This is a genomic window from Sphingobium sp. RSMS (genome assembly GCF_005406185.4).
Classification (GTDB): Bacteria; Pseudomonadota; Alphaproteobacteria; order Sphingomonadales; family Sphingomonadaceae; genus Sphingobium; species Sphingobium fuliginis.
The window spans coordinates 185,127-208,137 of record NZ_CM191257.1; the positions used below are offsets into that span (position 1 = coordinate 185,127).

Sequence of the window (23,011 nt, forward strand, 5' to 3'; positions counted from 1 at the left end):
TTAGCCCGATCCCATGCGCACCATCCTGCCTGTCTTCCTGATCGCGCTGACCCTTTCCGCCTGTGGCGGTCAAAAGGAAAAGAAGCCGCGTCCTTCCGCACTGGTCGAAGCCGCGCCCATATTGCGCGAAACCTTCACCGACAATCTGGACGCGGTCGGCACCGCCTTCGCCAATGAGCAGGTGGTGTTGTCTGCCCCGGTGACGGAGCGGATCGTCTCCCTCAATTTCAGCGACGGCGGCTATGTCAGCAAGGGGCAGGTGATCGCGTCCCTGGCCGTGGGTCAGGAGAAGGCGGAACTCGCCGCCGCCCAGGCGCAGGCGCTTCAGGCGCAGCAGCAACTGGAGCGCATCAAGGCGTTGAAGGAGCGGGGCTTCGCAACCGCCGCCAGCCTCGACAGCCAGGTCGCGCTGGCCAATGCCGCCCGCGCCAGCGCGCAGCAGGCCCGCGCCTCCATCGGGGACCGCGTGGTGCGCGCGCCCTTTTCCGGCTGGGTCAGCCTGCGCATGGTGTCGCCCGGCGCCATCGTCACCGCCGGCACGCCGATCGCCACGGTCAGCGACATTTCGCGGATCAAGCTGGACTTCACCATCCCCGAAACCCGCCTGGCGCTGGTGCGGGAGGGGCAGCCGATCAGGGCGGTCTCCGCCGCCTGGCCCGACCGGCCCTTCACCGGCACCATCGCCACCATCGATCCGGTGATCGACCCCGCCACCCGCGCCGTCCGGATACGCGCCATCCTGCCCAATCCCGACCGCGCGCTGAAGCCCGGCATGCTGCTGACGGTGAATGTGCTTGCGAAGCAGCGCCAGTCGCTGGCCGTGCCCGAGCTGGCGGTCGTGGGCGATGGTGAGGATCGCTTCGTCTTCCTGGTGGAGGATGGCAAGGCCAGGCGGACCAGGGTCGATACCGGCATCCGCCAGAACGGGCTGGTCGAGATATTGGGCGGGGTGAAGCCGGGCCAGACGGTCGTCACCGACGGCGTCGTCAAGCTGACCGACGGCGTGCCCGTCCGCCTGCCCGGCGACAAGCCGGAAGCGAAAAGCGCCAGCGCCGGCCGGGCGGCCGGTTAGGGAGGCGCGGCCATGCAGCTTTCGGACCTGTCCGTCCGTCGCCCGGTCTTCGCGGCGGTCGTCGCGGTGCTGCTCTGCATCGTCGGGATGGTCGGCTATCTCAGCCTTTCCATTCGCGAATATCCCGATACCGATCCGCCCATCGTGTCGGTGGAGACGACCTATACCGGCGCGGCGGCTTCGGTGGTGGAAACCCGTATCACCCAGATCATCGAGGATGGCGTCGCGGGCGTACAGGGCATACAGAACATCACCTCGACCTCGCGCGACGGCGTCTCCTCGATCAGCATCGAATTCGATCCGTCGCGCGACATCGATTCCGCCGCGAACGACGTGCGCGACCGCGTGGGCGGCGTGGTGGAGGATTTGCCGGAGGATGCGCTCGCGCCCGAAATCCGAAAGGTCGATGCGGATGCGCGGTCGATATTGTTCATCGTGTTCACCAGGGACGGCTGGACCCCGACGCAGATTGCCGACTATCTCGACCGCAATGTGCTGGACCGTTTCTCGGCCATTGACGGCGTCGCCCGCGTCACCGGCGGCGGCGACGAACGGCCCTCCACCCGCATCTGGCTGAATGCGGAGAAGCTGACCGCCTTCGGCATCACGCCGGGCGACATAGAGGCCGCCCTGCGCGCGCAGAATGTGGAACTGCCCGCGGGCCGCTTCGAATCGAAGGACCAGAACCAGACGCTGCGCGTCGAGCGCGCCTTTTCCACGCCCGAACAATTCGCCCAGCTTGTCGTCGGGCGCGGTGCGGACGGTTATCAGGTGAAGCTGGGCGATGTCGCGCGGATCGAGCAGGGCGCGGAAAATCCCTATACCTCCTTCCGCTCCAACGCCGCGACAGGCGTCGGCGTGGGCATCATCCGCCAGTCGGGCGCGAACACGCTGGAGGTCGCGGAAAAGGCGAAGGCGCTGATCGCTGAACTGCGGCCCACGCTTCCCGCGGGCATGAAAGTCACCATCGGATCGGACGAATCGCTGTTCATCAGCCGCGCCATCGACAATGTCTACGACACGCTGGCCGAAGCGGCGCTGCTGGTCGTGCTGGTCATCTTCCTCTTCCTCGGCTCCCTGCGCGCGACGATCATTCCGTCGGTCACAGTGCCGATCTGCCTGCTGGCGACCTGCGCGGTCATGTGGCTGCTGGGCCTGTCGATCAATCTGCTGACGTTGCTCGCCTTCGTGCTGGCCATCGGCCTGGTGGTGGACGACGCCATCGTCGTGCTGGAGAATGTCTATCACCGCATCGAACAGGGGGAGGACCCGCTGGTCGCCTCCTATCTCGGCACGCGGCAGGTGGGCTTCGCCATCATTTCGACCACGCTGGTGGTCTGCGCGGTGTTCGTGCCGGTGATGTTCCTCGCCGGGCAGACGGGCCTGCTCTTCCGCGAACTCGCCATCGCGATGATCGCCGCCATCGCCTTTTCGGGCTTCATTTCCCTGAGCCTCGCGCCGATGCTCTGTTCGAAGCTGTTGCGCCATTCCGAACGGTCACGCCTGTCGCGCTGGGTCGACGACCGGTTCCAGCGGCTGGAGGCGGGCTATGCGCGGCTGCTGGACCGTGTGCTGAAACGGCCCGTCCTCGCTCTCGTGCCCGTGCTGCTGTTCCTGGCGGGGGCGGGCGTGCTGTTCACCACGCTGCCGACCGAACTGGCCCCGGCGGAGGATACCGGCGTCGTCGATGGGCAGGTGACAGCGCCCGAAGGCACCGGGTTCGACCGCATGAACGCCTATATGCAGAGGATCGAGACCGATCTTCAGCCGTTGCGCGATGAAGGCACGCTGCAGGTGCTGAACATCCGTGCCCCCGCCGGCTTCGGCACCAGCGACGATTTCAACGGCGGCAACATCATCGCCTTCCTGCGGCCCTGGGAGGACCGCACGATCACCACGGCGCAGGTGGCCGACACCATCAACAAGGTGATCGCCAACCAGCCGGGGGTGCGCGGCAATGTCGCGCCGCGTTCCGGGCTGGGCCGTGGCCGTGGCCTGCCGGTCAATCTGGTGCTGGCCGGTGCGACCTATGAGGGGCTGGTCGCCGCGCGCGACCGCATCATGGCCGCCGCCGCGACCAATCCGGGCCTGATCAACCTCGATTCCGACTATAAGGAGACCAAGCCGCAGATGCGGATCGAGGTGGATCAGCAGCGGGCGGGCGACCTGGGCGTGTCTGCCAACGACATCAGCCAGGCCTTGCAGACGCTGCTCGGTTCCCGCCGCGTCACCACCTATGTCGACCGGGGCGAGGAATATCGCGTGCTGGTGCAGGCAGAGCGGGAGGGGCGGCAGACCCAGGCGGACCTCGAACGCATCAATGTGCGCAGCCGCACCGGCGTCCTCGTGCCGCTGTCCGCCGTGGTCACCGTCCGCGAGGTCGCCGGTCCGCGCCAGCTCAACCGCTACAACAAGCTGCGCGCCATCACGCTGACGGCCGCGCTCGCGCCGGGCTATTCGCTGGGCGAGGCGCTGGGTTTCCTGGAGGAACAGGCGCGCCAGTCGCCTGAGGTGCTGGCGCTCGGCTATCGGGGCGAGAGCCAGTCGCTGCGCGAGACCGGCGGGTCGATCTGGCTGGTCTTCGGGCTCACCATATTGATCGTCTATCTGCTGCTCGCCGCGCAGTTCGAAAGCTTCGTCCATCCCGGCGTCATCATCGCCACCGTGCCGCTGGCGGTGGCGGGCGGCGTGCTGGGGCTGGCGCTGACGGGCGGATCGGTCAATCTCTACAGCCAGATCGGCATCGTCATGCTGGTGGGGCTGGCGGCGAAGAACGGCATATTGATCGTCGAATTCGCCAACCAGCTGCGCGACGAGGGGCTGGAGATCGGCGCGGCCATCCGCCAGGCCGCCGCCCGGCGCCTGCGCCCCATCCTGATGACCTCCATCGCGACGGTCATCGGCGCCGTGCCGCTGGTCATTCGCGGCGGCGCGGGCGCGGCGGCGCGCCATTCCATCGGCGTGGTGGTGGTTTCGGGCGTCAGCCTGGCGACGCTGATCACGCTGTTCCTGATCCCGATCCTCTATTCGCGGGTTGCAGGACGAACCGTTTCACCGCAAACCGTCAGTCGGCGGCTTGACTCGGCCTTGAAGGATTCGCCCGAAGCCGCCGAATAAAAGGTGGAGCTTCGTTGCCGATGAACGAGATTGCGTCTCCGGGTCAATTACGTCTTGCCTATGCGCGCTGGGCGCTGGTTACTGTGCCTGCGATTGTTTTCCTTGGCTTTCTTTCGGGCAAGCTCGCCAATAGTGGCTATGGCAATCGCTGGTTCGCCGCCCTCGCCAAGCCGGAGCTGATCCCGCCCGGCTGGGTCTTCGGCCTTGCCTGGACCGTGCTCTACATATTGATGGCGCTCGCCTTCGCCATCGTCCTGCACGCGCGCGGCGCACGAGGGCGGGGCATCGCGATTGCGGCCTTCATCGTGCAACTGGGCCTCAACCTCCTCTGGTCCCCGCTTTTCTTCCGCGCGCATCTGGTGGACCAGGCGCTGCTGCTGATCGTCCTGCTGTTCCTGCTCGTCGCCGTCACGACCGCGCTGTTCTGGCGCGTCCGCCGCGTCGCGGGCCTGCTGCTGCTGCCCTATCTGTGCTGGCTGGCCTTCGCCTCCTACCTCAACTATGAGATCGGCCGCCTCAATCCGGATGCGGAAAGCCTTGGCAAACCCGCGCTCCAGACCCAGATATGATTTTTGGCGCCGCCCATCGCGGCGCCGCACGGAAGGATAAGCATCATGCAGAGCGAAAACCGCTTTTTCGACGACCTTGCCAAGCTGGTGAACGGCGCGGCCGGAACCGTCGCGGGCATGAGCCGGGAATTCGAGACCAATGCCCGCGAAAAGGCCAAGCAGTGGATCGGCGGCATGGATTTCGTCAGCCGCGACGAATTCGACGCGGTCAAGGCGTTGGCCGCCGCCGCCCGTGAGGAGGTGGAATTGCTGAAGGCCCGGCTCGACGCGCTGGAGGGCAAGGCGTCCGAACCGGTCAAGCAGACGGTCCGGGCCAAGCCCAGGGACGGCGAATAACCGGCTGATTTCCGGCGGAAGCGGAGTTGTCCACGCATTTTCCATGCCGCCCCGGTTTCCACCGGCGCAAAAAATGCTTTAAGGCGCGCAGATGATGGACAGCGACGAATATGAAAATGGCGGTCAGGAGGCCGCGCCGATCGACATGCTGGCCGCCTATTTCGAGGCGCATGGCTGGAGCTACGATCAGGTCGGTGAGGATGAGATCGTCGCCAGCACCCAGGGGTCCTGGGCGCAATATGAGCTGCGCGGCATCTGGCGCGACGAGGACCAGGTGCTGCAGATGCTCGCCCTGCCCGACATCAGGGTGAATGAGGACAAGCGCAGCGCCATCTACGAAACGCTGGGCCTGATCAACGAACAGCTTTGGCTCGGCCATTTCGAACTCTGGTCTTCCAGCGGCATCGTGCTGTTCCGCCACGGCGCGCTGCTGGGGGCGGGCGGCACGCTGACGCTCGACCAGGCGCAGATATTGGTGGAAACCGCCATAGACGAATGCGAGCGCTTCTATCCGGTGTTCCAGTTCGTCCTCTGGGGCGGCAAGACCCCGACGGAGGCGATTTCCGCCAGCCTCATCGAAACGCGCGGCGAAGCCTGAGACCCTTTCCCATGACCGACATCTGGCCCGACCATCTTTTCCTTGTCGGCTGCGGCAATATGGCGGGGCAGATGCTGCGGCGCTGGCTCGCCTGCGGCCTCGATCCGGCGCGGGTGGTCGTGTTGCGTCCCAGCGGCAAGGCGGTGGCGGAAGGGGTGAGGGTCGTCACCGACTATCCCGCCTCCCTGCCCGCCGGCACCACCATCCTGCTGGGCATGAAGCCCTATCAGCTTGGCGATGTCGCGGGCCAGCTTGCGCCGCTTTGCAGCGCCGATATGCGGATCGTTTCGATCCTTGCGGGAACGCGGCTGGCGGATCTGCGCGCCGCTTTCCCCGCGGCGGCGGAAATCGTCCGCGCCATGCCCAACCTGCCGGTGGGCATAGGGGAGGGTGTCACCGCGCTCCATGCGGATGCCGCATTCCCGGCGGCGTCGCGCAAGGCGGTGGATGCGTTCATCGCCCCGCTAGGCCTTGCCGAATGGATTGCGGATGAAGGCCAGTTCAACGAAGTCACCGCGCTGTCCGGCTGCGGACCCGCCTTTCTGTTCCGCTTCGTCGATGCCCTTGCGCGGGCGGGCGAGGCGATCGGCCTCTCCGCCGACCAGGCCGGGCGCATGGCGCTCGCCACCGTGCGCGGCTCTGCCAGCATGGCTGCCATGGCGAGCGAAAGCCCGGCCGTGCTGGCGGATCGCGTGGCCAGCCCCGGCGGCATGACCCGGCAGGGTCTGAACGTGCTCGATGCCGACGACCGGTTGCTGAAGCTGCTCACCGATACGCTGGTCGCCGCGCGCGACCGGGGCGAGGCGATGGCCCGGGGCGAATAGGGCCGGGGCGGTTCACCTCTTCCCGAAAATCCCTTAGAGAAACGACATTTCCCTCCTTTGGAGTCCTGCGATGCTGTCCCCCGAAACGTCCATCCTTGTCCTCACCACCGGGGGGACGATCGACAAGATCTATTTCGATGCGCTGTCGGATTATCAGGTGGGCGAAACGGTGGTGGCGAAGCTGCTGGACATCGCCCGCGTCAAACGGCCCTTCCGCATCGAGGAAGTGGTGCGCAAGGACAGCCTGGAACTGGACGATGCCGACCGTGCCCTGATCCGCGACCGTGTGGCCGCCGCGTCTGAAAGCCATATCGTCATCACCCACGGCACCGACACGATGACGGAGACGGCGAAGCTGCTTTCCGCCATCGCCGGCAAGACGGTCGTGCTGGTGGGCGCGCTCGCCCCCGCGCGTTTCGGGGAAAGCGACGCCAGCTTCAACCTCGGCATGGCCTTTGCGACGGTGCAGCTTGCCGCGCCGGGCGTTTACATCACGATGAGCGGGTCGGTCTTCCGGGCCGACAGGGTGGTGAAGGATCGGGAAAAGGGCGCCTTCGTCCCGATTGGCGAGTGAGTTTGCGCTGGGGGTGTTCCTGGTCGATCGGGGGACATTTCCCCTCTCGCCCATGATCCTTTCATGACCGGCCGCTTCAGCGCGTGCCGGCATTCTCCGCCGCCACGGGAACCGCGCCGCCCTCCGGCGTCTGCGCCTTGGGCGCGAAGATGCGGAGGCTGTCGAGCGTCTTTTCCGCCATCGCCTGATATTGCTCGCTCAGCATTTCAGGATAGACGAAGCTGGCCGTGACGATGGAGCCGTCCGGCTGTTTCATCAGCCGCAGCGCGACATTGTTGCCCTCGCCGTCATTGGCGGTGCCGCGATATTCGTTATCGCCGATATAGTCGCCGCTCACCCCTTCGGAGCCTTCGCTCACCGTCTCGACGATCTGTTGCAGCGTCTGGTCGCCCTCCTTCTTCTGCCAGAAGATGCGGACGTCCGCGCCCGCGCCGGGGTCCTGATAGACCACGCCGTCCGCATTGCTGGAGGCCGCGTCCTTCTGCCAGCCTTCGGGGAAGGTGATGGAAAAGCCGCGCTCGACATTGACATAGTTGCGGGATGCGGGCGTGTCGGCCTTCGCTTCGGCCATCGCCCTGGCCGCGGCGGCATTGGCGGCGGCGGCGAGTTCGTCCTGGCTTGGGAGGTCCTCCACCGGTTCCGCGCGGCCGCAGGCGACCAGCAGGAGGAGGGGCATGGCGGCGGCGAGGATGGCGCTTTTCATCGCTCCCCCAAAGCATAGCCGCCGCGACATTTCAACGCCGCAACCGCGTGTGGCGCGATGGGACGACGGCAGTGCGGGGCGTCCGCCCGCGACAGCTGGTCCGATCAGGCAGCGCTGTCGATGCCCAGTTCGGCGAGCTTGCGGTAGAGGGTCGAGCGGCCGATGCCCAGCCGCCGGGCCACTTCAGTCATGCGCCCGCGATAATGGCCGATGGCCAGGCGAATGACGTCCGCTTCGATCTCCGCCAGTTGGCGGACATGGCCGTCGCCTTCGAACAGGGTGATGCCGGCGGCCTCCCGATGCGGCTGCGGCACGGCATGAAGCCGGCCACGGGACTCGCCATGGCCGCGCCCGCGAATATGGGCGGCGATCTGTGGAAAATCCTGGGGCGTAAGAGCATCGCCCTCGCACAGCACCGCGGCGCGGAACAGGGCGTTCTGAAGCTGGCGCACATTGCCCGGCCAGTCATGCTGCATCAGCAGCGCCAGCGCGTCGTCGGTAAGGCCAAGGCCGCGCAATCCCGGCTGGGTCGCGATGCGCGCGAGCAGATGGCGGCACAGCGCCGGCACATCGCCCAGACGTTCGCGCAACGGCGGAATGGTGAGCTGCACGACGTTGAGGCGGTAATATAGGTCTTCGCGGAAGCGCCCCGCCTCGATCTCGTCATGCAGCCGCTTGTTGGTGGCGGCGATGACGCGGACATCGACATGGATCGGGCGGCGCGCGCCTATGGGCTGGACTTCGCCGTCCTGAAGCACGCGCAGCAGCTTCACCTGCGCGTCCAGCGGCATTTCGCTCACTTCGTCGAGGAAGATCGTGCCCATGTCGGCGGCGACGAATTTGCCGACCTGCCGGTCGAAGGCGCCGGTGAAGGCGCCGCGTTCATGGCCGAACAGGTCGGATTCCACCAGATTGGCCGGGATCGCGCCGCAATTGACGGTGATCATCGCCTGCTTGTGGCGGGGGGAAGCGGCGTGGATCGCGCGGGCGATCACATCCTTGCCGACGCCGCTTTCGCCCTCGATCAGCACGGGGACGCGGGCGCGGGCCGCCTTGGCCGCGATGGCGAGCGCGGCGCGGAACTGCGGCGCGGCGCCGACCACATCCTCGAAGGACAGGGCGGCAGGGATCTTTTCGGTCAGCGGGCGCAACTCGCCCTTGCCATGTTCGCCGTTCAGCGTGGCGTTGAGCGCGGCGAGCAGCCGCTCAGGCGCGATCGGCTTGGCCAGATAGTCGGTGGCGCCGGCCCGCATCGCCTCCACCGCGACGGCGACATTGTTATGCGCGGTGAGGATCAATATGGGCAGGGCCGGCCGGCGGGCGCGCAGTTCGCGGATCAGGCCGGTCGGCTCATAGCTCGGGCTCCACTGGTCGAGCAGCACGGCGTCGAGCCGCATGCCGTCCTGCGTGCCCAGCATCGCAATCGCGGTGTCGCCGTCATTGGCGAAGATGGTGCGCCATCCCGCACGGGCGGCGAGAGCCGACACCAGCCTGCGCTGCGCCGGCTCGTCGTCGATCAACATCAGCATCGGAACGCCGTCGCGCGCCATCCTTACCCCTCATAAGCGAACTGGTGCCGAAGGTAGGGAAGAGGGGTAAAGACCGGCTTAACCGGAAAAATTTTCTTGTCCGCTGACGGCTTGAGGGGGAGAGGGCTTGGCGATAAGAGGATGCCGCGAAACGGACAGAGAGGGACAGTGCATGGCTTCGGACGGGAATATGAACAGCGCAACCCAGACCTATGAAGGGTTCGTGGCCCTCATCAAATGGGGAACCATCGCCAGCGCCGTCGTCGCCGCTCTGGTCGTGCTGCTGATCGCCAGCTAAGCCAGGCTTGATCGCTGAAGGGGGAGCAGATGACGCCGTTCCTTCTCCCCTGCTTTTTGGCGGCCTGCATCGTCGGGGCGCTCGTTGCATGGCGGGCGCGGCCGGACGAGGGCTGGGCGCTCGTTTCCGTTCTTCAGATGCTGTCATCCGCCATTCTGGTCGGCGCGCTGATCGTGGCGGCGGAGGCGGGCAGCAGTATCGCCCGGACATTGGGCCTGCTGGCGACAGTGGCGGGCAGCGCCGGGTTTTGCGGCGGTTTGGTGGCGGCGCGGCGGATCGGCATGCCGCCGCGGCCATGATGGAAGGCGTGAACGCGACGATCCTCGCCGGCTGGTCGCTGGCCGCCTTATTGTTCGCGGCGGCTCTGCTGGCCCCGCTTGGCGGCGGGTTGCGGCGGGGCGCGCATCTGGCAGGCGCCGCGATGATGGTTGCGGGCGCCGTGACCCTCTACAGCCATGATGTCATGGCCCTGCCGCAAATCTGCGCGGCGCTGATCGCGGGAAGCGCGATCGGGTTGGCATTGGGGCGCGGCATGCCGCGATCCGCGCTTCCATCGCTGATGAGCGGTCTCATCGGACAGGCCGGCCTGGCGGCCGTCTTCATCGGCGGAGCGGCCTTGCGCGATCCGCATGCCTTCGGCCTGCTGGACGATGCGACGGACCGGCTGCGTATCGAGGGCGCCGCTGCGATCGGCGCAGCCGTCGCCTGCGGAGCCATGGCCTGCGCGGGGGCGGCGGCGGTCCTGTGGCGCGGGGCGGCGGGGTGGTGGCATCCGCTTGTGGCGGCTGCCATGCTGCCGGCGACCGGCGGGCTGGTCGCGGCCTTCATAGCGACTCCGGACCTGGGCAGGCTTCTTGCCTGCATCGGAGCCGCATGGCTTGCGGGCTGGACGGTTGTGAAATGGGCCTTGTCGTGGGGAACCGGACCTGCGCTGGCGCTGGTGGGCGGCTTTGCCGGCTGGTCGCTGGCGGCGTCCGCTTTCCTGATGGAAAATATGCCGATGGCCGTCGCGGGAGGGCTGGCGGGCGCGGCGGGCAGCCTGTTCGGCGCGCGCCTTTGCGGCGGTGCGGGCAGGAAGGGGCTTGCCGATGCGGGACGCCGTCCCTAACGATTTGGGCGAGGGACAAGCCTGTCCGGCTTTGTCGGCGCATGGGGATAAGCGGATTCATGAAGAAGCTCGGCCTGATAGGCGGTCTCAGCTGGACGTCGACGGCGCGCTATTATCAGATCATCAACCAGGCGGTGTATCGCGCCCGGGGCGGCCAGCATAGCGCTCCGCTGCTGATCGAAAGCCTCGATTTCGCGGACATAGGCCGTTCCATCACCGAAGAGGAATGGGCCCATGCGGCCGATGTGCTGACCGCGTCCGCCAGGCGGCTGGAGCAGGGCGGGGCGGCGGCCTTGCTGATCTGCGCCAATTCCATGCACCGCGTCTATGACGATGTGCAGGCGGGCGTCGACATTCCGATCGTCAACATCGCCGAAGCCGTAGGGCGCAAGATGCAGGCCGACGGCATCGAAAAGGCCGCGCTGATCGGCACCCGCAATGTGATGACGGAGAAATTCTATCGCCAGCGGCTGGTGGCGCACGGCATATCGCTGCTGCCCCCGGACATGGAACTGGCCGAGCGGATCGACCGGATCGTCTATGACGAACTGACCATCGGCAAGGTCAGCCGCGAGTCGGAACGCTATATGAAGTCCGAACTCACCGACATCGCCAAGGAGAATGTGCAGGCGGCGATCCTGGCGTGCACCGAATTGGAGATGATCGTCGATGTGAAGGCGAACGTCCTGCCGATCTATGACGGCACCAGCATCCATGCACGTGCGGGCGTGGACGTGATCCTGGGGGATTGAGGCGTCTGGACCTTTAGCGGGCCTGGCCCCAATCCTCCCTCCGCGCAGCGGACGATGGAGCGAAACGCGCCGGCGTCGAGACGCCGGACGCCCGCCAATCCGGGGCGGCGACGGGAATCGCCTGCTTCTCTCGAACCTTCACCTTCCACCCCGTTGCGCGCCGCGCAGGGATTTTCTCGCCTCCGCAATAAAATGCTTTCGGGGGTCTGGCTGTTTTGCCGGTTAATGGTTACATGGGCCGCCACGAATCCCCCAGCGATCATGCCAGGCCCCCGCATGAAACGCGCAGCAGAAAGTGGCTTCACATGGACATCCGCCTTGGCCTCACCTTTGACGACGTGCTTTTGCAGCCCGCCGAATCCGATGTGCTGCCCAGCCAGGCGGACACCAGCACCCATGTGACCCGCGCAATCAAGCTCAACATCCCGATCCTCTCCTCCGCCATGGACACGGTGACGGAGGCGGACATGGCGATCGTCATGGCCCAGCTGGGCGGCCTTGGCGTGTTGCACCGCAACCTGTCGGTCGAGGAACAGGCCGACGCGGTACGCGCGGTCAAGCGCTTCGAAAGCGGCATGGTGGTCAATCCGATCACCATCACGCCCAATGCGACGCTGGCCGATGCGCAGATGCTGATGACCCGCCACAAGATCAGCGGCATTCCGGTGGTCGAGGCGTCGGGCAAGCTGGTCGGCATCCTCACCAATCGCGACGTGCGCTTTGCGGAGAACCCCGCTCAGCCGGTCAGCGAACTCATGACCCGCGACAATCTGGCGACGGTGAAGACCGGGGTGGGCCAGGACGAAGCGATGCGCCTGCTGCATCAGCGCCGGATCGAAAAGCTGCTGGTGGTGGACGACAATTATCATTGCGTCGGCCTGATCACCGTCAAGGACATCGAAAAGGCCGTCACCTATCCGCAGGCGACCAAGGACGCTTCGGGCCGCCTGCGCGTGGCGGCGGCGTCGACCGTCGGCGACAAGGGGCTGGAGCGCAGCAAGGCGCTGATCGACGCGGAATGCGACCTGATCGTCATCGACACGGCCCATGGCCACAGCCGCCAGGTCGCCGTCGCGGTCGAGGCGGTGAAGAAGCTGTCCAACCATGTTCAGGTGGTCGCCGGCAATGTCGCCACCGCCGAAGCGACCAAGGCGCTGATCGGCGCGGGCGCGGACTGCGTGAAGGTCGGGATCGGGCCGGGTTCCATCTGCACCACCCGCGTCGTCGCGGGCGTGGGCGTGCCGCAGCTGACCGCCGTCATGGATTCGGCCGAGGAAGCCGCGAAGCAGGGCGTGCCGGTGATCGCGGATGGCGGCCTGCGCACCTCCGGCGACGTGGCGAAGGCGCTGGCGGCGGGCGCGGGCTGCGTCATGGTGGGCTCTCTGCTCGCCGGTACGACGGAAGCACCGGGCGAGACCTTCCTCTATCAGGGCCGCGCCTATAAGAGCTATCGCGGCATGGGCAGCGTCGGCGCCATGGCGCGGGGTTCCGCCGACCGCTATTTCCAGGCGGACATCAAGGACCAGATGAAGCTGGTGCCCGAGGGGATCGAAGGCCAGGTGCCGTTCAAGGGGCCGGCGAAGGACGTCATCCACCAGCTTGTCGGTGGCGTGAAGGCGGCCATGGGCTATACCGGCAGCGCCACGATCAAGGACCTTCAGGAACGGGCGCGCTTCGTCCAGATCACCAATGCCGGCCTGTCGGAAAGCCATGTCCACGACGTGACGATCACGCGGGAAGCACCCAATTATCCGACGCGGTAAGGCCCTTTTCCATTCTCTTCCTTCCCGTGATGGGGGAGTAGCGCATGACCCCGTCCGCACGCGTCCAGGCCGCGATTGAGTTGCTCGACGCCATCATATCGTCGGCGCGTGACGGCGGGCCGGCGGCGGATACGCTGATTGCCCGCTATTTCAAGGATCGCCGCTATGCCGGATCGCGGGACCGGCGGGCGGTGCGCGATCATGTCTATGACGCCGTGCGCCGCGCGGCCGAGCGTCCCGAAAGCGGGCGCGCCGCGATGGTGGGGCTGGCCCGCGAGCGGCCGGAACTGGCGGAACTGTTCAATGGATCGGCCCATGGGCCGGCACCGATTGCCGCGGACGAGGCGGGAACGGCGGCAGGCGTCGTGCCCGGCTGGATCGACCCTCTGCTGGCCGCGCCCGTGGAGCGCGAGGCCCTGTTGGGCCGGGCGCCGGTCGACCTGCGCATCAACCGGCTGAAGGCCGACCCGGACAGGGTGGCGTCCTTCTATCCCGATGCGGTGCGTCTGTCCTGCCTGCCCGAGGCCTTGCGCCTGCCCGAAGGCGCGCCGGTCGAGCAGAGCGATCCCTGGAAATGGGGGCAGGTCGAGGTGCAGGATGCCGGCAGCCAATGGATCTCCGCCGCCTGCGGGGCGCAGCCGGGCATGACCGTGATCGATCTCTGCGCCGGGGCGGGGGGCAAGACGCTGGCGCTGGCGAGCGCCATGGCGGGCAAGGGCACGCTGATCGCCGCCGACACCATCCGGTCGCGGCTGTCGCGGCTCGACCCGCGGGCGGAGCGGGCCGGGGCGACCTTCATCGAGACGCTGCTGCTGGATCAGGGGCATGAGGCGGGCGCGCTGCAAAGCCTGCATGGCCGCGCCGATGTGGTGCTGGTCGACGCGCCCTGTTCGGGCACCGGCACCTGGCGCCGCAATCCGGAGGCGCGCTGGCGGCTGACCCCCGCGCGGCTCGACCGGCTGGTGGCGGAGCAGGCGCGAATCCTGGATTTCGCCGCGCCTTTGCTGACACCGGGCGGCCTGCTGGTCTATGCTACCTGCGCGCTGACGGACCGGGAGGGGCGGGATCAGGTGCGGGCATTTCTGGCACGGCATGCGGGATGGACGGTCGAACCGGCCGATGTGCCGACGGGCCGTGCCCATGGCGACGGGCTGCTGCTGACGCCGGCGCATGACGGGACGGATGGTTTCTATTTCGCGCGGCTGCGACGGACGGCGTGAAAGAGTCGATGGACAAGCGCCCGCAAAATCGCGAGACTTGGACGGAATCAGCGCCTGAAACATGGCTGGAGTTGTGCATGCGTTTTACCCCCGCTTCGATCGCCCTGGCCGTCCTGTTGACCACCGTTTCCAGCGTCGGGCTGACGCAGCGCCCGGATTCGCAGATTTCGCCGCTGTCCATCGAGTGGCAGAAGGCGGGCGAAGCAGCGCGCAAGGCGGGCAATTATCAGGGCGCCACCGATGCGCTGGAAAGCGCGCTGGCGGTCGATCCCCGCAACCGCATGGCCTATATCGAGCTGGCCGAAGTCGCGCGGGCCCAGGGATTGCAGGGCAAGGCGATCCGGCTGTATCGCGAGGCGCTGTTGCTGGAGCCCAATGACGTCGCCGCCCTGGTCGGTCAGGGCGAGGCGATGGTCGAGAAGGGCGCCATCGCCAAGGCGAAGGAAAATCTCGCCCAGGCGCAGGGGCTGTGCAAGGTGAACTGCGCGGCGGTCGGACAACTGGCGGCGGCGATAGAGAAGGGGCCGCCCGCGACGGTGCTCAGCGCGAAGGACAAGGTGCCAGCACCCAAGGCGGCGGAAACCGAGACGCCCTGACCCGTTTCCGCGGAACTGTTCTCGAACCTTTTACACCGAAGTTCACACCATATGCGTGCGCGCGCGTGGGCGGGTGCGTGTGGTTTACCGGATGTTTCACGGAAGGAAGCGGGATAGGCCCGTGGATGCGGAATAGGACAGGCCGAAATCATGTTTCGGTCGAAAATAGGATGCTTTTTGGTCGGCCTGTGGCGATCGGGTTACGGGTGATCCTGGGTTGAAGTCATTCCGGTTCCGGGTTTGGCGGGTTGGACCATTTGAAGGGGTCCGGAAATGGCCAGTGGCGCACGTTGGCACTTCCTCCCCTTGAGGAGAGGGGATTCGTTTGACCCTGAAGGGGAGGGGCTTAAAATCCGTTTCCCACCCAAGATTCCAAAAGAAAAGGGCCGGCAGGCTTGTCGCCCCCGGCCCGTTTCCAATCCGACTATGCCGGATCAGCCGACGATTTCGTCCGGCTTGAAGAAATAGGCGATCTCGATCGCGGCATTTTCCTCGCTGTCGGAACCATGGACGGAATTGGCTTCGATCGATTCGGCATATTCCTTGCGGATGGTGCCCTCATCGGCATTGGCGGGGTTGGTGGCGCCCATGATGTCGCGGTTGCGCTTCACGGCGTCCTCGCCTTCCAGGACCTGCACGACCACCGGGCCGGAGATCATGAACGCGACCAGATCGGCGAAGAAGGGGCGTTCCTTGTGCACGGCGTAGAAGCCCTCGGCCTGCTCGCGGCTCATGCGGATGCGTTTGGAAGCGACGACGCGCAGGCCCGCTTCCTCCAGCTTCTTGGTCACGGCGCCCGTCAGGTTGCGACGGGTCGCGTCGGGCTTGATGATCGAAAAGGTGCGGGTCACGGCCATAAGGCTCAAAAGCTCCGAATTGTTGGGATAAGTTGGCGCGCCCTTTAGACCGGGCCGCAGCCTATCGCAAGAGGGCTGATTTTTGGTCCATGCTTATGGACCCTGCACCCATTTGCGGCCTTCCTGCCGCCAGAATCGTGGCGTCACGCCATCCCGTTTGGCGAGATCGCGCCAGCTTGCCCGCGCGCCTTCGACGGTTTCCGCGTCGAAGAAGTAAAAGGCCCGCTCGAAACCCAGCGCCTCTTCGCGCCAGAGGCCATCGGCCAATGCGACATGCCGTGCCCCATTGGCGGCCAGATCGACGCTTGGGCAATCCTGCGCCAGCAGCACCGGCTGCACGGATTCGCCGCCATCGCCCGCCCGGCCATGCGCCAGGAAGCTTTCCGGCGGCCCCGCCCACAGCCCGGCGGAGATTCGCTCCAGCCGTTCAGGCTCCCGCGCCACCACCAGCAGCCGCTCGCCCATCTCCAGGATACGGCCTGCTATGGCGGGCAGCACCTGTTCCACCGGATCGCGGCTGAGCTGGTAGAAATCGACTTGCATTCTTCTCGCTCTAACCGTTCGCCCCGGGCTTGTCGAACCGAAGGTCGGCGAAGCCAACGGCTTTCACGTCTTCTTCAAATAAAGAAAAGAGCTTCGACAGGCTCAGCCCGAAGGGGGCGGGGTTTTAGCCAGACAATGCTTGCCCTCGGTCCGGACCAAATCCAAACCGAACGGGAAGAAAGATCAGCCCTCGAACTTGTCCGCGACATAGCGGTCGAGCAGCCGCACGCCATAGCCGGTCGCGCCCTTGTCCCATGTCGCGCCGGGCTTGTCGGCCCAGACCATGCCCGCAATGTCGAGATGCGCCCATTTCACGCCCTCATCGACGAAGCGTTTGATGAACTGCGCCGCCGTGATCGACCCGCCATAGCGCGGCCCGATATTCTTCATGTCGGCAATCGGGCTGTCGATCAGCTTGTTATAGGCGTCGCCCAGCGGGAAGCGCCACAACTGGTCGCCCGCCGCCTTGCCCGCCGCGATCAGATCGTCGGCCAGCCCGTCGTCATTGGAGAAGATGCCCGCATATTCGTTGCCGAGCGAGATGATCATCGCCCCGGTCAGCGTAGCAAGGTCGATGATCACCTCCGGCGCATAGGTCTTCTGCGCCCAGGTAATGACGTCGCACAGCACCAGACGCCCTTCGGCATCGGTGTTCAGCACCTCGATGGTCTGCCCGGACATGGAGGTGACGATGTCGCCCGGCCGCTGCGCATTGCCGTCCGGCATATTCTCGACCAGCCCGCAAATGCCGACGACGCGCACCTTCGCCTTGCGCCCGGCCAGCGCCTTGATCGCGCCCGCGACCGCGCCCGCGCCGCCCATGTCCCATTTCATGTCTTCCATGCCCGGCCCGGGCTTCAGGGAAATGCCGCCCGTGTCGAAGGTCACGCCCTTGCCGACGAAGACCAGCGGCTTTTCGGTCGCGCCACCCGTGCCGTCCCATTCCATGGCCAGCAGGCGCGGCTCGCGCACCGAACCCTGCGCCACGCCCAGCAGCGCGCCCATGCCCAGATCCGCCATCGCCGTCTTGTCCAGCACGGTGATCTTGACGCCCAGCTCCTCCAGATGCCTGCAGCGCTCGACGAAGCTTTCGGGGTAGAGGATGTTCGCCGGTTCCGACACCAGCTCGCGGGTGAAGGCCACGCCCGCCGCGACCGCCGACCGGCTTTCCCAGGCCGCCCCGGCGTCGCTCGAAACCAGCGTGATCTGCTTGAGCGTCGGCTTGGCCTTTTCCGCCTGCCGCGTGCGATAGGTGTCGATCCGCCAGCCGCGCAGCGACGCGCCGAAGGCCAGCGCCGCCGCCTTGTCCCCACTCGCGCCGCCGAAGAATTCGACCGCCGCATGGGTCGCGCCGCTGGTCGACAGGCGCGCCGTCAGCGCGCTGCCCGCGCGCTCATAATCCGCATCGCTGCCCCCGCCGGTGCCGACCAGCACCACGCGCAGCACCCTGCCGCCTTCCTCCACGAAGCTCTCGAAGCTCGACCCCGCTTCGCCCGTGAAGCGCGCCGCGGCGGCGCCCGCCGCCAACACGGGCGCGGCGCTCAGGGGCAAGGCGTCGAAACCGCCCTTCGGCACGGCGAAGACCAGCGTATCGGCTTCGGGACGGACGGGGCTGAACGCGATTTCCATCTAGGGTCCTTTATTTCCTGCAAGGCTTGTATCTCTATGGCCAGATAGTGCGGCTTACCCTGTCTGGCAAAGCCGTTCGACTGATTTTCCCGCAAAACTCTTGGCGGAGACGATTGCAGCGCAGACAAAGCAGTGCGATAGGCGGGAAACAAAGCGCCCCGTCAAAGAGGCCCCATCCTTTTGCAGAACAGCCCTTTCCCCTTGCGTTTGAAACCTCTCCTGGCCGCCGGCGCCGCCTTTCCGTGCCTGGTCGCCGTCCCGCATGCCACGGCCCAGCAACTCCAGGAACCGCAGGCGACGATCAGCGCGCCCGACGCCCCCGTGCCCGAAAGCGACGAACAGATCGGCTTCGCCGCCGATGCGCTGGAATATGACAGCAACAGCGAGGTCGTGACCGCCAGCGGCAATGTGCAGTTGCTGCGGGAGGGCAACCGGCTGCGCGCCGACAAGGTCGTCTGGAACCGCACCACGGGGAAGGTGGAGGCGAACGGCAACGTCTCCGTCACCGATCCGGAAGGCAATATCGCCTATGGCGACCGGTTCGACGTCACCGATTCCCTGCAGGACGGCATGGTCCAGAACATGCTGCTGGTGCTGCAATCGGGCGGGCGGCTGGCCGCCGCCAGCGGCCAGCGGGTGAACGGGGTCTATACGCTGCGCAAGGCCGCCTATACCGGCTGCGTGGTGGAGAATCATGAGGGCTGCCCCAAGGAGCCCACCTGGCAGATCAAGGCGGTCAGGGTCGTCTATGATCCGGTCAAGGCCCGCGTCAAATATACCAATGCCAGCGTGGAACTGTTCGGCCTGCCGCTGATCCCGCTGCCCGGCTTCTCCCATCCGGTGGGCGACAATGGCGGCAGCGGCCTGCTGGTGCCCAATCTGCGCTACGACCGCACCAACGGGTTCGAGGTCGCGCTGCCTTATTATCTGAAGCTGGCGCCCAATCGCGACCTCACCGTCACGCCGCATGTCTATACCGACACGCTGCCGATGCTGGAGACCAACTACCGCCACTTATGGGACCGGGGCGCCTACCAGATCACCGGCTATGCGACCTATGGCAGCCGCGTCGCCACCGGCAATGCCTCTTCCACCACCCCGGCGGGATCGGAAAGGGATTTCCGCGGCTATCTCGACGCCAGCGGCGCGCTGCAACTGACGCCGGAATGGAGCATTGGCGGGTCGATCCGCGCCGCGACCGACCGCACCTTCCTGCGCCGCTACGACATCAGCCGGGACGACCGGCTGCGTTCTACGCTCAACGCCCAGCGAATCGGGGAGAACAGCTATTTCTCCATCGCCGGCTGGGCGGTGCAGACGCTGCGCACCGGCGATTCGCAGGGGCAGATGCCGATCGCGCTGCCCGTGATCGACTATCGCTTGCGGATGAAGGACCCGCTGCTGGGCGGCGTGGCGCAGTTCCAGGCGAACAGCCTGGCCATCACCCGCACCCATGGCCAGGACACGCAGCGCGCCTTTGCCGCCTTCGAATGGAACCTGCGCAAGCTGACGCCGATGGGTCAGGAACTGACCTTCACCACCTATTTGCGCGGCGACGTCTATCACAGCAGCGACAATCTGATGAACAGCATCGTCAGCTATGCCGGCGATCCGGGCTGGAAGGCGCGCGGCATCGCGGCGGCGGCCATCGACATGCGCTGGCCCTTCATGGGCGAGGCGTTCGGCGGCGTGCAGCGCATCGCCCCGCGCGTGCAGATCGTCGCCGCGCCCAAGATCGCCAATCTCTCCGTCCCCAATGAGGATGCGCGCGCCATCGACCTGGAGGACAGCAACCTCTTCGCGCTCAACCGCTTTTCCGGATATGACCGGTTCGAGGATTCGACCCGCGTCACCTATGGCATGGAATATAGCCTGTCGCTGCCGGACTTCTCGCTGGAGAGCGTGGTGGGGCAAAGCTACCGCCTCGACAAGCGAGAGAGCATCCTGCCGGAAGGAACCGGCCTGTCGGACCGCCTGTCCGACGTCGTCGGGCGCACCACCGTCCGCTACAAGGATTTCATCAGCTTCACCCACCGCTTCCGGCTGGACAAGGACAATCTGTCGGTCCGCCGCAACGAGATCGACGCCACCATCGGCAGCCGCAAGACCTATGCGACGGTCGGCTATCTGCGCCTCAACCGCGATGCGAACCTCAATCTGGAGGATTTGCAGGACCGCGAGGAACTGCGCCTGGGCGGCCGCGTCCAGTTCGCGCGCTTCTGGTCGGTCTTCGGCTCGACCGTCATCGACCTGACCGACACGAAGGAAGATCCGCTGTCCGTCGCGGACGGCTATGAACCCGTGCGCCATCGTCTGGGGATAGCCTATGAAGACGATTGCCTGACGCTCGGCCTCACCTGGCGGCGCGACTATCAGGTGCTGGGCGACGCACGAAAGGGCAACAGCTTCCAGCTTCGGCTGGCTTTTCGCAATATTGGCATATAAGGATCAGCCTTCCCGCTTCCTGCTCAGGGTCGGTTAAGGCGGATCGGCGCATCTCGTGCCGAACCGATTGGAGAGTTTTGTCGACGATGCAGCCTGTCGTTTCCCCGTTTTCCCGCATTGGCAGCACGGCCTACAGGGGCCTGCGGACCGTGCTTCTGTCCTCGGCGCTGCTGGCTACCGGCGTCAGCGGAAGCCTGGCCCAGACGGTCGCCGACGATGACAATGTCGCCACGCAACAGCTCAACCTGCCCAGGGATGTGACCGTCTTCGGCAAGAGCGACCCCAATGTCCGCAAGGCGACGGCCATCGTCAATGGCCGGATCATCACCGGCACGGACGTCGACCAGCGCCTGGCCCTCATCATCACGGCCAATGGCGGCAAGGTGTCGGACGAGGAAAAGGAAAGGCTGCGCGTCCAGGTGCTGCGCAACCTGATCGACGAAACGCTCCAAATCCAGGAAGCCGCCGCCAACGACATCAAGGTGGACAAGGCCGAGATCGACCAGAGCTATGAGCGGGTCGCGGCCAATTTCCGCCAGTCCCCCGCCCAGTTCGACCAATATCTGCGCCAGCAGGGCAGCTCCGCCGCCAGCATCAGGCGCCAGATCGAGGGCGAGCTGGCCTGGAGCCGCCTGCTCCGCCGCAACATCCAGCCCTTCGTCAACGTGTCGGAGGATGAGGTGAAGTCGGTGGTCGACCGCATGAACGCGGCCAAGGGCAGCGACGAGTTCCGCATCGGCGAGATCTACCTGTCGGCCACGCCGGAAAACCAGCAGCAGATCATCGCGAACGCCCGCAACATCATCGAACAGATCAAGCAGGGCGGCAGCTTCGCCGCCTATGCGCGGCAATTTTCCGAAGCCTCCACGGCGGCGGTCGGCGGCGACCTGGGCTGGGTCCGCCCCGTCCAGCTGCCCGACGAACTGGCGCAGGCGGCGGCCGAAATGCAGGTCGGCCAGATCGCTGGCCCCATCGGCGTGCCGGGCGGCGTCTCGATCATCTATGTCATGGACAAGCGCAAGGTGCTGACCGCCGATCCGCGCGATGCGCTGCTCAGCCTCAAGCAGCTCTCCGTCAGCTTCCCCGCCGGCACGACCAAGGAACAGGCGAGCACCAGGGCGGCCGCCTTCGCCGCGCAGGTCAAGACGATCAAGGGCTGCGGCCAGGCCAATGAACTGGGCGGCAAGATCGGCGCCGACGTGGTCGACAACGACAATGTGAAGCTGCGCGACCTGCCCCCGCAATTGCAGGACATCCTTCTGAACCTCCAGGTCGGTGAGGCGACGCCGCCCTTCGGCTCAATCAACGACGGCGTGCGCGTGCTGGTCGTCTGCGGCCGTGACGAAGCCTCCTCCGCCGCCGCGCCCAATGCCGAACAGATCATGGCGCAGTTGGAGGAAGAACGGGTCAACAAGCGCGCCCGCATCTATCTGCGCGATCTCCGCCGCGATGCCGTTATCGACTATAACTGATCCGGCGGATATGCCGCCATTCGCCGTGTCGCTCGGTGATCCGGCGGGAATCGGGCCGGAAATCGTCGCCAAAAGCTGGGTCATGCGGGAGGCGCGGGGCCTGTCGCCCTTTTTCGCCGTGGGCGACGCCGCGTCCCTGCGCGCCGTCTGGCTCGGCCCGGTCGAGCCGGTCAGCACGCCGGAGGAAGCGGTGGAGGTCTTCGACAAGGCCCTGCCATGCCTGCAGGTGGCGGAGGCGGGCGAGATCACGCCCGGCACGCCCAGCATGGATGGCGCGCGCACGGCCTTTCAGGCGCTGGAGGTCGCGGTCGGCCTCGCCCGCAGCGGTTCGGCCGCCGGGATCGTCACCGCCCCGGTGGGCAAGGAACAGCTCTACGGCGTCGGCTTCACCCATCCGGGACAGACCGAATTCATCGCGGAACGCTGCGGCGTCGCGCCCCACAACGCCGTGATGATGCTGGCGGGGCCGTCGCTGAAGGTCGTGCCGATCACCATCCACATCCCCCTGGCAGAGGTGTCGTCCGTGCTCACGGTCGACCTGATCCGCGCCCGCGCCATCACCACGGCAAAGGGGCTCCAGCGCAATTTCGGCATCGGCCGTCCCCGTCTGGTCGTCGCGGGCCTCAATCCGCATGCGGGCGAGGGCGGGGCGCTGGGGCGGGAGGAGATCGACGTCATCCGCCCCGCCGTGGAGTCGCTCCAGGCGGAAGGCTACGACATTCAGGGGCCGCTCGCCGCCGACGCCCTGTTCCACAGCCGCGCCCGCGAAACCTATGACGCGGCGCTCTGCATGTATCACGATCAGGCGCTGATCCCGATCAAGACGCTGAATTTCGACGAGGGGGTGAACATCACCCTGGGCCTTCCCATCGTGCGCACCTCGCCCGACCATGGCACCGCCTTCGGCATTGCGGGCAAGGACAGCGCCAATCCCAGCGCGATGATGGCCGCGATCAGGATGGCCGCCGAAGCGACACGCGCCCGGCTGACCCCCGGCTGCTGAGGC

The 23,011-nt window shown here is 66.4% G+C and carries 22 protein-coding genes; 17 read left to right on the forward strand and 5 right to left on the reverse strand.

Annotated features, from left to right (window positions below; all coding sequences use genetic code 11):
• The first annotated feature begins 13 nt into the window (after positions 1 to 13).
• The 7 genes from EGM87_RS00830 (at position 14) to EGM87_RS00860 (ending at position 7,090) form a co-directional block, all read left to right on the forward strand.
• A complete protein-coding gene (locus EGM87_RS00830) occupies positions 14 to 1,072 on the forward strand; it encodes an efflux RND transporter periplasmic adaptor subunit (RefSeq protein ID WP_061936890.1) in 1,059 nt (352 codons plus the stop codon).
• 12 nt (positions 1,073 to 1,084) lie between these two features.
• Positions 1,085 to 4,189 carry an efflux RND transporter permease subunit gene (locus EGM87_RS00835; RefSeq protein ID WP_048577387.1) on the forward strand — a complete coding sequence of 1,035 codons (3,105 nt, stop codon included), beginning with the start codon at positions 1,085 to 1,087 and terminating at the stop codon, positions 4,187 to 4,189.
• 20 nt (positions 4,190 to 4,209) lie between these two features.
• Complete coding sequence (locus tag EGM87_RS00840) at positions 4,210 to 4,758, forward strand: TspO/MBR family protein (protein ID WP_025549710.1); 549 nt, start codon at positions 4,210 to 4,212, stop codon at positions 4,756 to 4,758.
• A gap of 45 nt (positions 4,759 to 4,803) precedes the next feature.
• Positions 4,804 to 5,094, forward strand: a complete 291-nt coding sequence (locus EGM87_RS00845; RefSeq protein ID WP_007683948.1) for an accessory factor UbiK family protein — start codon at positions 4,804 to 4,806, stop codon at positions 5,092 to 5,094.
• Between the two features lie 91 nt (positions 5,095 to 5,185).
• A complete protein-coding gene (locus tag EGM87_RS00850; RefSeq protein WP_025549709.1) occupies positions 5,186 to 5,692 on the forward strand; it encodes a type III secretion system chaperone family protein in 507 nt (168 codons plus the stop codon).
• A gap of 11 nt (positions 5,693 to 5,703) precedes the next feature.
• Entirely contained in the window at positions 5,704 to 6,516 is an 813-nt protein-coding gene (locus EGM87_RS00855; protein ID WP_137709299.1) for a pyrroline-5-carboxylate reductase family protein, read from the forward strand.
• A gap of 70 nt (positions 6,517 to 6,586) precedes the next feature.
• Positions 6,587 to 7,090 (forward strand): asparaginase domain-containing protein, encoded by a 504-nt coding sequence (locus tag EGM87_RS00860; protein WP_025549707.1) that lies wholly within the window; start codon positions 6,587 to 6,589, stop codon positions 7,088 to 7,090.
• A gap of 76 nt (positions 7,091 to 7,166) precedes the next feature.
• On the opposite strand, the gene EGM87_RS00865 is transcribed toward EGM87_RS00860, so the two are convergent.
• The gene (locus EGM87_RS00865) at positions 7,167 to 7,793 is read right to left on the reverse strand and encodes a hypothetical protein (RefSeq protein WP_025549706.1); all 627 of its coding nucleotides are present in this window, start codon (positions 7,791 to 7,793) and stop codon (positions 7,167 to 7,169) included.
• 104 nt (positions 7,794 to 7,897) lie between these two features.
• Complete coding sequence (locus tag EGM87_RS00870; protein WP_044661720.1) at positions 7,898 to 9,343, reverse strand: sigma-54-dependent transcriptional regulator; 1,446 nt, start codon at positions 9,341 to 9,343, stop codon at positions 7,898 to 7,900.
• Positions 9,344 to 9,512: 169 nt separating this feature from the next.
• Between EGM87_RS00870 and EGM87_RS00875 the strand changes: the two genes are divergently transcribed.
• From EGM87_RS00875 to EGM87_RS00905, 7 genes are all read left to right on the forward strand, one after another.
• The gene (locus EGM87_RS00875; protein WP_226869800.1) at positions 9,513 to 9,620 is read left to right on the forward strand and encodes an aa3-type cytochrome c oxidase subunit IV; all 108 of its coding nucleotides are present in this window, start codon (positions 9,513 to 9,515) and stop codon (positions 9,618 to 9,620) included.
• A gap of 29 nt (positions 9,621 to 9,649) precedes the next feature.
• Entirely contained in the window at positions 9,650 to 9,919 is a 270-nt protein-coding gene (locus tag EGM87_RS00880) for a proton-translocating transhydrogenase family protein (RefSeq protein ID WP_103001001.1), read from the forward strand.
• Positions 9,919 to 10,728 (forward strand): NAD(P)(+) transhydrogenase (Re/Si-specific) subunit beta, encoded by an 810-nt coding sequence (locus tag EGM87_RS00885; RefSeq protein ID WP_253719170.1) that lies wholly within the window; start codon positions 9,919 to 9,921, stop codon positions 10,726 to 10,728. Before EGM87_RS00880 ends, EGM87_RS00885 begins: the two co-directional genes overlap by 1 nt.
• 59 nt (positions 10,729 to 10,787) lie before the next feature.
• Positions 10,788 to 11,480 carry an aspartate/glutamate racemase family protein gene (locus EGM87_RS00890; protein ID WP_025549702.1) on the forward strand — a complete coding sequence of 231 codons (693 nt, stop codon included), beginning with the start codon at positions 10,788 to 10,790 and terminating at the stop codon, positions 11,478 to 11,480.
• A 305-nt stretch (positions 11,481 to 11,785) separates the two neighbouring features.
• Positions 11,786 to 13,243, forward strand: a complete 1,458-nt coding sequence (guaB, locus tag EGM87_RS00895) for an IMP dehydrogenase (protein WP_025549701.1) — start codon at positions 11,786 to 11,788, stop codon at positions 13,241 to 13,243.
• Between the two features lie 44 nt (positions 13,244 to 13,287).
• Complete coding sequence (locus EGM87_RS00900) at positions 13,288 to 14,463, forward strand: RsmB/NOP family class I SAM-dependent RNA methyltransferase (RefSeq protein WP_137709297.1); 1,176 nt, start codon at positions 13,288 to 13,290, stop codon at positions 14,461 to 14,463.
• 77 nt (positions 14,464 to 14,540) lie between these two features.
• Entirely contained in the window at positions 14,541 to 15,059 is a 519-nt protein-coding gene (locus tag EGM87_RS00905; RefSeq protein WP_044663058.1) for a tetratricopeptide repeat protein, read from the forward strand.
• Positions 15,060 to 15,493: 434 nt separating this feature from the next.
• Here EGM87_RS00905 and ndk read toward each other — a convergent pair whose 3' ends face one another.
• The 3 genes from ndk to EGM87_RS00920 all read right to left on the reverse strand — a co-directional run bounded on the left by ndk (position 15,494) and on the right by EGM87_RS00920 (position 18,088).
• Positions 15,494 to 15,916, reverse strand: a complete 423-nt coding sequence (gene ndk, locus EGM87_RS00910; protein WP_007684133.1) for a nucleoside-diphosphate kinase — start codon at positions 15,914 to 15,916, stop codon at positions 15,494 to 15,496.
• Positions 15,917 to 16,009: 93 nt separating this feature from the next.
• The gene (locus tag EGM87_RS00915) at positions 16,010 to 16,459 is read right to left on the reverse strand and encodes a DNA polymerase III subunit chi (RefSeq protein ID WP_061936922.1); all 450 of its coding nucleotides are present in this window, start codon (positions 16,457 to 16,459) and stop codon (positions 16,010 to 16,012) included.
• Between the two features lie 183 nt (positions 16,460 to 16,642).
• Positions 16,643 to 18,088, reverse strand: coding sequence for a leucyl aminopeptidase (locus tag EGM87_RS00920; RefSeq protein ID WP_137709296.1), 1,446 nt, complete (start codon positions 18,086 to 18,088; stop codon positions 16,643 to 16,645).
• A gap of 180 nt (positions 18,089 to 18,268) precedes the next feature.
• Between EGM87_RS00920 and EGM87_RS00925 the strand changes: the two genes are divergently transcribed.
• The 3 genes from EGM87_RS00925 to pdxA all read left to right on the forward strand — a co-directional run bounded on the left by EGM87_RS00925 (position 18,269) and on the right by pdxA (position 23,008).
• Positions 18,269 to 20,533 carry an LPS-assembly protein LptD gene (locus EGM87_RS00925; protein ID WP_137709295.1) on the forward strand — a complete coding sequence of 755 codons (2,265 nt, stop codon included), beginning with the start codon at positions 18,269 to 18,271 and terminating at the stop codon, positions 20,531 to 20,533.
• Between the two features lie 86 nt (positions 20,534 to 20,619).
• A complete protein-coding gene (locus tag EGM87_RS00930; RefSeq protein ID WP_048578597.1) occupies positions 20,620 to 22,005 on the forward strand; it encodes a peptidylprolyl isomerase in 1,386 nt (461 codons plus the stop codon).
• Positions 21,983 to 23,008, forward strand: a complete 1,026-nt coding sequence (gene pdxA / locus EGM87_RS00935) for a 4-hydroxythreonine-4-phosphate dehydrogenase PdxA (RefSeq protein WP_025549697.1) — start codon at positions 21,983 to 21,985, stop codon at positions 23,006 to 23,008. The genes EGM87_RS00930 and pdxA overlap by 23 nt, the downstream gene beginning before the upstream one ends.
• Positions 23,009 to 23,011: the final 3 nt, after the last annotated feature.

What these genes read in the sequence shown, in the direction of transcription:
- EGM87_RS00915 (WP_061936922.1), bottom strand. Translation starts at nt 16,459, where the DNA reads ATGCAAGTCGATTTCTACCAGCTCAGCCGCGATCCGGTGGAACAGGTG.
- EGM87_RS00845 (WP_007683948.1), top strand. Translation starts at nt 4,804, where the DNA reads ATGCAGAGCGAAAACCGCTTTTTCGACGACCTTGCCAAGCTGGTGAAC.
- EGM87_RS00835 (WP_048577387.1), top strand. Translation starts at nt 1,085, where the DNA reads ATGCAGCTTTCGGACCTGTCCGTCCGTCGCCCGGTCTTCGCGGCGGTC.
- EGM87_RS00920 (WP_137709296.1), bottom strand. Translation starts at nt 18,088, where the DNA reads ATGGAAATCGCGTTCAGCCCCGTCCGTCCCGAAGCCGATACGCTGGTC.
- pdxA (WP_025549697.1), top strand. Translation starts at nt 21,983, where the DNA reads ATGCCGTTATCGACTATAACTGATCCGGCGGATATGCCGCCATTCGCC.
- EGM87_RS00830 (WP_061936890.1), top strand. Translation starts at nt 14, where the DNA reads ATGCGCACCATCCTGCCTGTCTTCCTGATCGCGCTGACCCTTTCCGCC.
- EGM87_RS00900 (WP_137709297.1), top strand. Translation starts at nt 13,288, where the DNA reads ATGACCCCGTCCGCACGCGTCCAGGCCGCGATTGAGTTGCTCGACGCC.
- EGM87_RS00885 (WP_253719170.1), top strand. Translation starts at nt 9,919, where the DNA reads ATGGAAGGCGTGAACGCGACGATCCTCGCCGGCTGGTCGCTGGCCGCC.
- EGM87_RS00855 (WP_137709299.1), top strand. Translation starts at nt 5,704, where the DNA reads ATGACCGACATCTGGCCCGACCATCTTTTCCTTGTCGGCTGCGGCAAT.
- EGM87_RS00850 (WP_025549709.1), top strand. Translation starts at nt 5,186, where the DNA reads ATGATGGACAGCGACGAATATGAAAATGGCGGTCAGGAGGCCGCGCCG.
- guaB (WP_025549701.1), top strand. Translation starts at nt 11,786, where the DNA reads ATGGACATCCGCCTTGGCCTCACCTTTGACGACGTGCTTTTGCAGCCC.
- ndk (WP_007684133.1), bottom strand. Translation starts at nt 15,916, where the DNA reads ATGGCCGTGACCCGCACCTTTTCGATCATCAAGCCCGACGCGACCCGT.
- EGM87_RS00880 (WP_103001001.1), top strand. Translation starts at nt 9,650, where the DNA reads ATGACGCCGTTCCTTCTCCCCTGCTTTTTGGCGGCCTGCATCGTCGGG.
- EGM87_RS00870 (WP_044661720.1), bottom strand. Translation starts at nt 9,343, where the DNA reads ATGGCGCGCGACGGCGTTCCGATGCTGATGTTGATCGACGACGAGCCG.
- EGM87_RS00890 (WP_025549702.1), top strand. Translation starts at nt 10,788, where the DNA reads ATGAAGAAGCTCGGCCTGATAGGCGGTCTCAGCTGGACGTCGACGGCG.
- EGM87_RS00865 (WP_025549706.1), bottom strand. Translation starts at nt 7,793, where the DNA reads ATGAAAAGCGCCATCCTCGCCGCCGCCATGCCCCTCCTCCTGCTGGTC.
- EGM87_RS00875 (WP_226869800.1), top strand. Translation starts at nt 9,513, where the DNA reads ATGAACAGCGCAACCCAGACCTATGAAGGGTTCGTGGCCCTCATCAAA.
- EGM87_RS00840 (WP_025549710.1), top strand. Translation starts at nt 4,210, where the DNA reads ATGAACGAGATTGCGTCTCCGGGTCAATTACGTCTTGCCTATGCGCGC.
- EGM87_RS00930 (WP_048578597.1), top strand. Translation starts at nt 20,620, where the DNA reads ATGCAGCCTGTCGTTTCCCCGTTTTCCCGCATTGGCAGCACGGCCTAC.
- EGM87_RS00905 (WP_044663058.1), top strand. Translation starts at nt 14,541, where the DNA reads ATGCGTTTTACCCCCGCTTCGATCGCCCTGGCCGTCCTGTTGACCACC.
- EGM87_RS00860 (WP_025549707.1), top strand. Translation starts at nt 6,587, where the DNA reads ATGCTGTCCCCCGAAACGTCCATCCTTGTCCTCACCACCGGGGGGACG.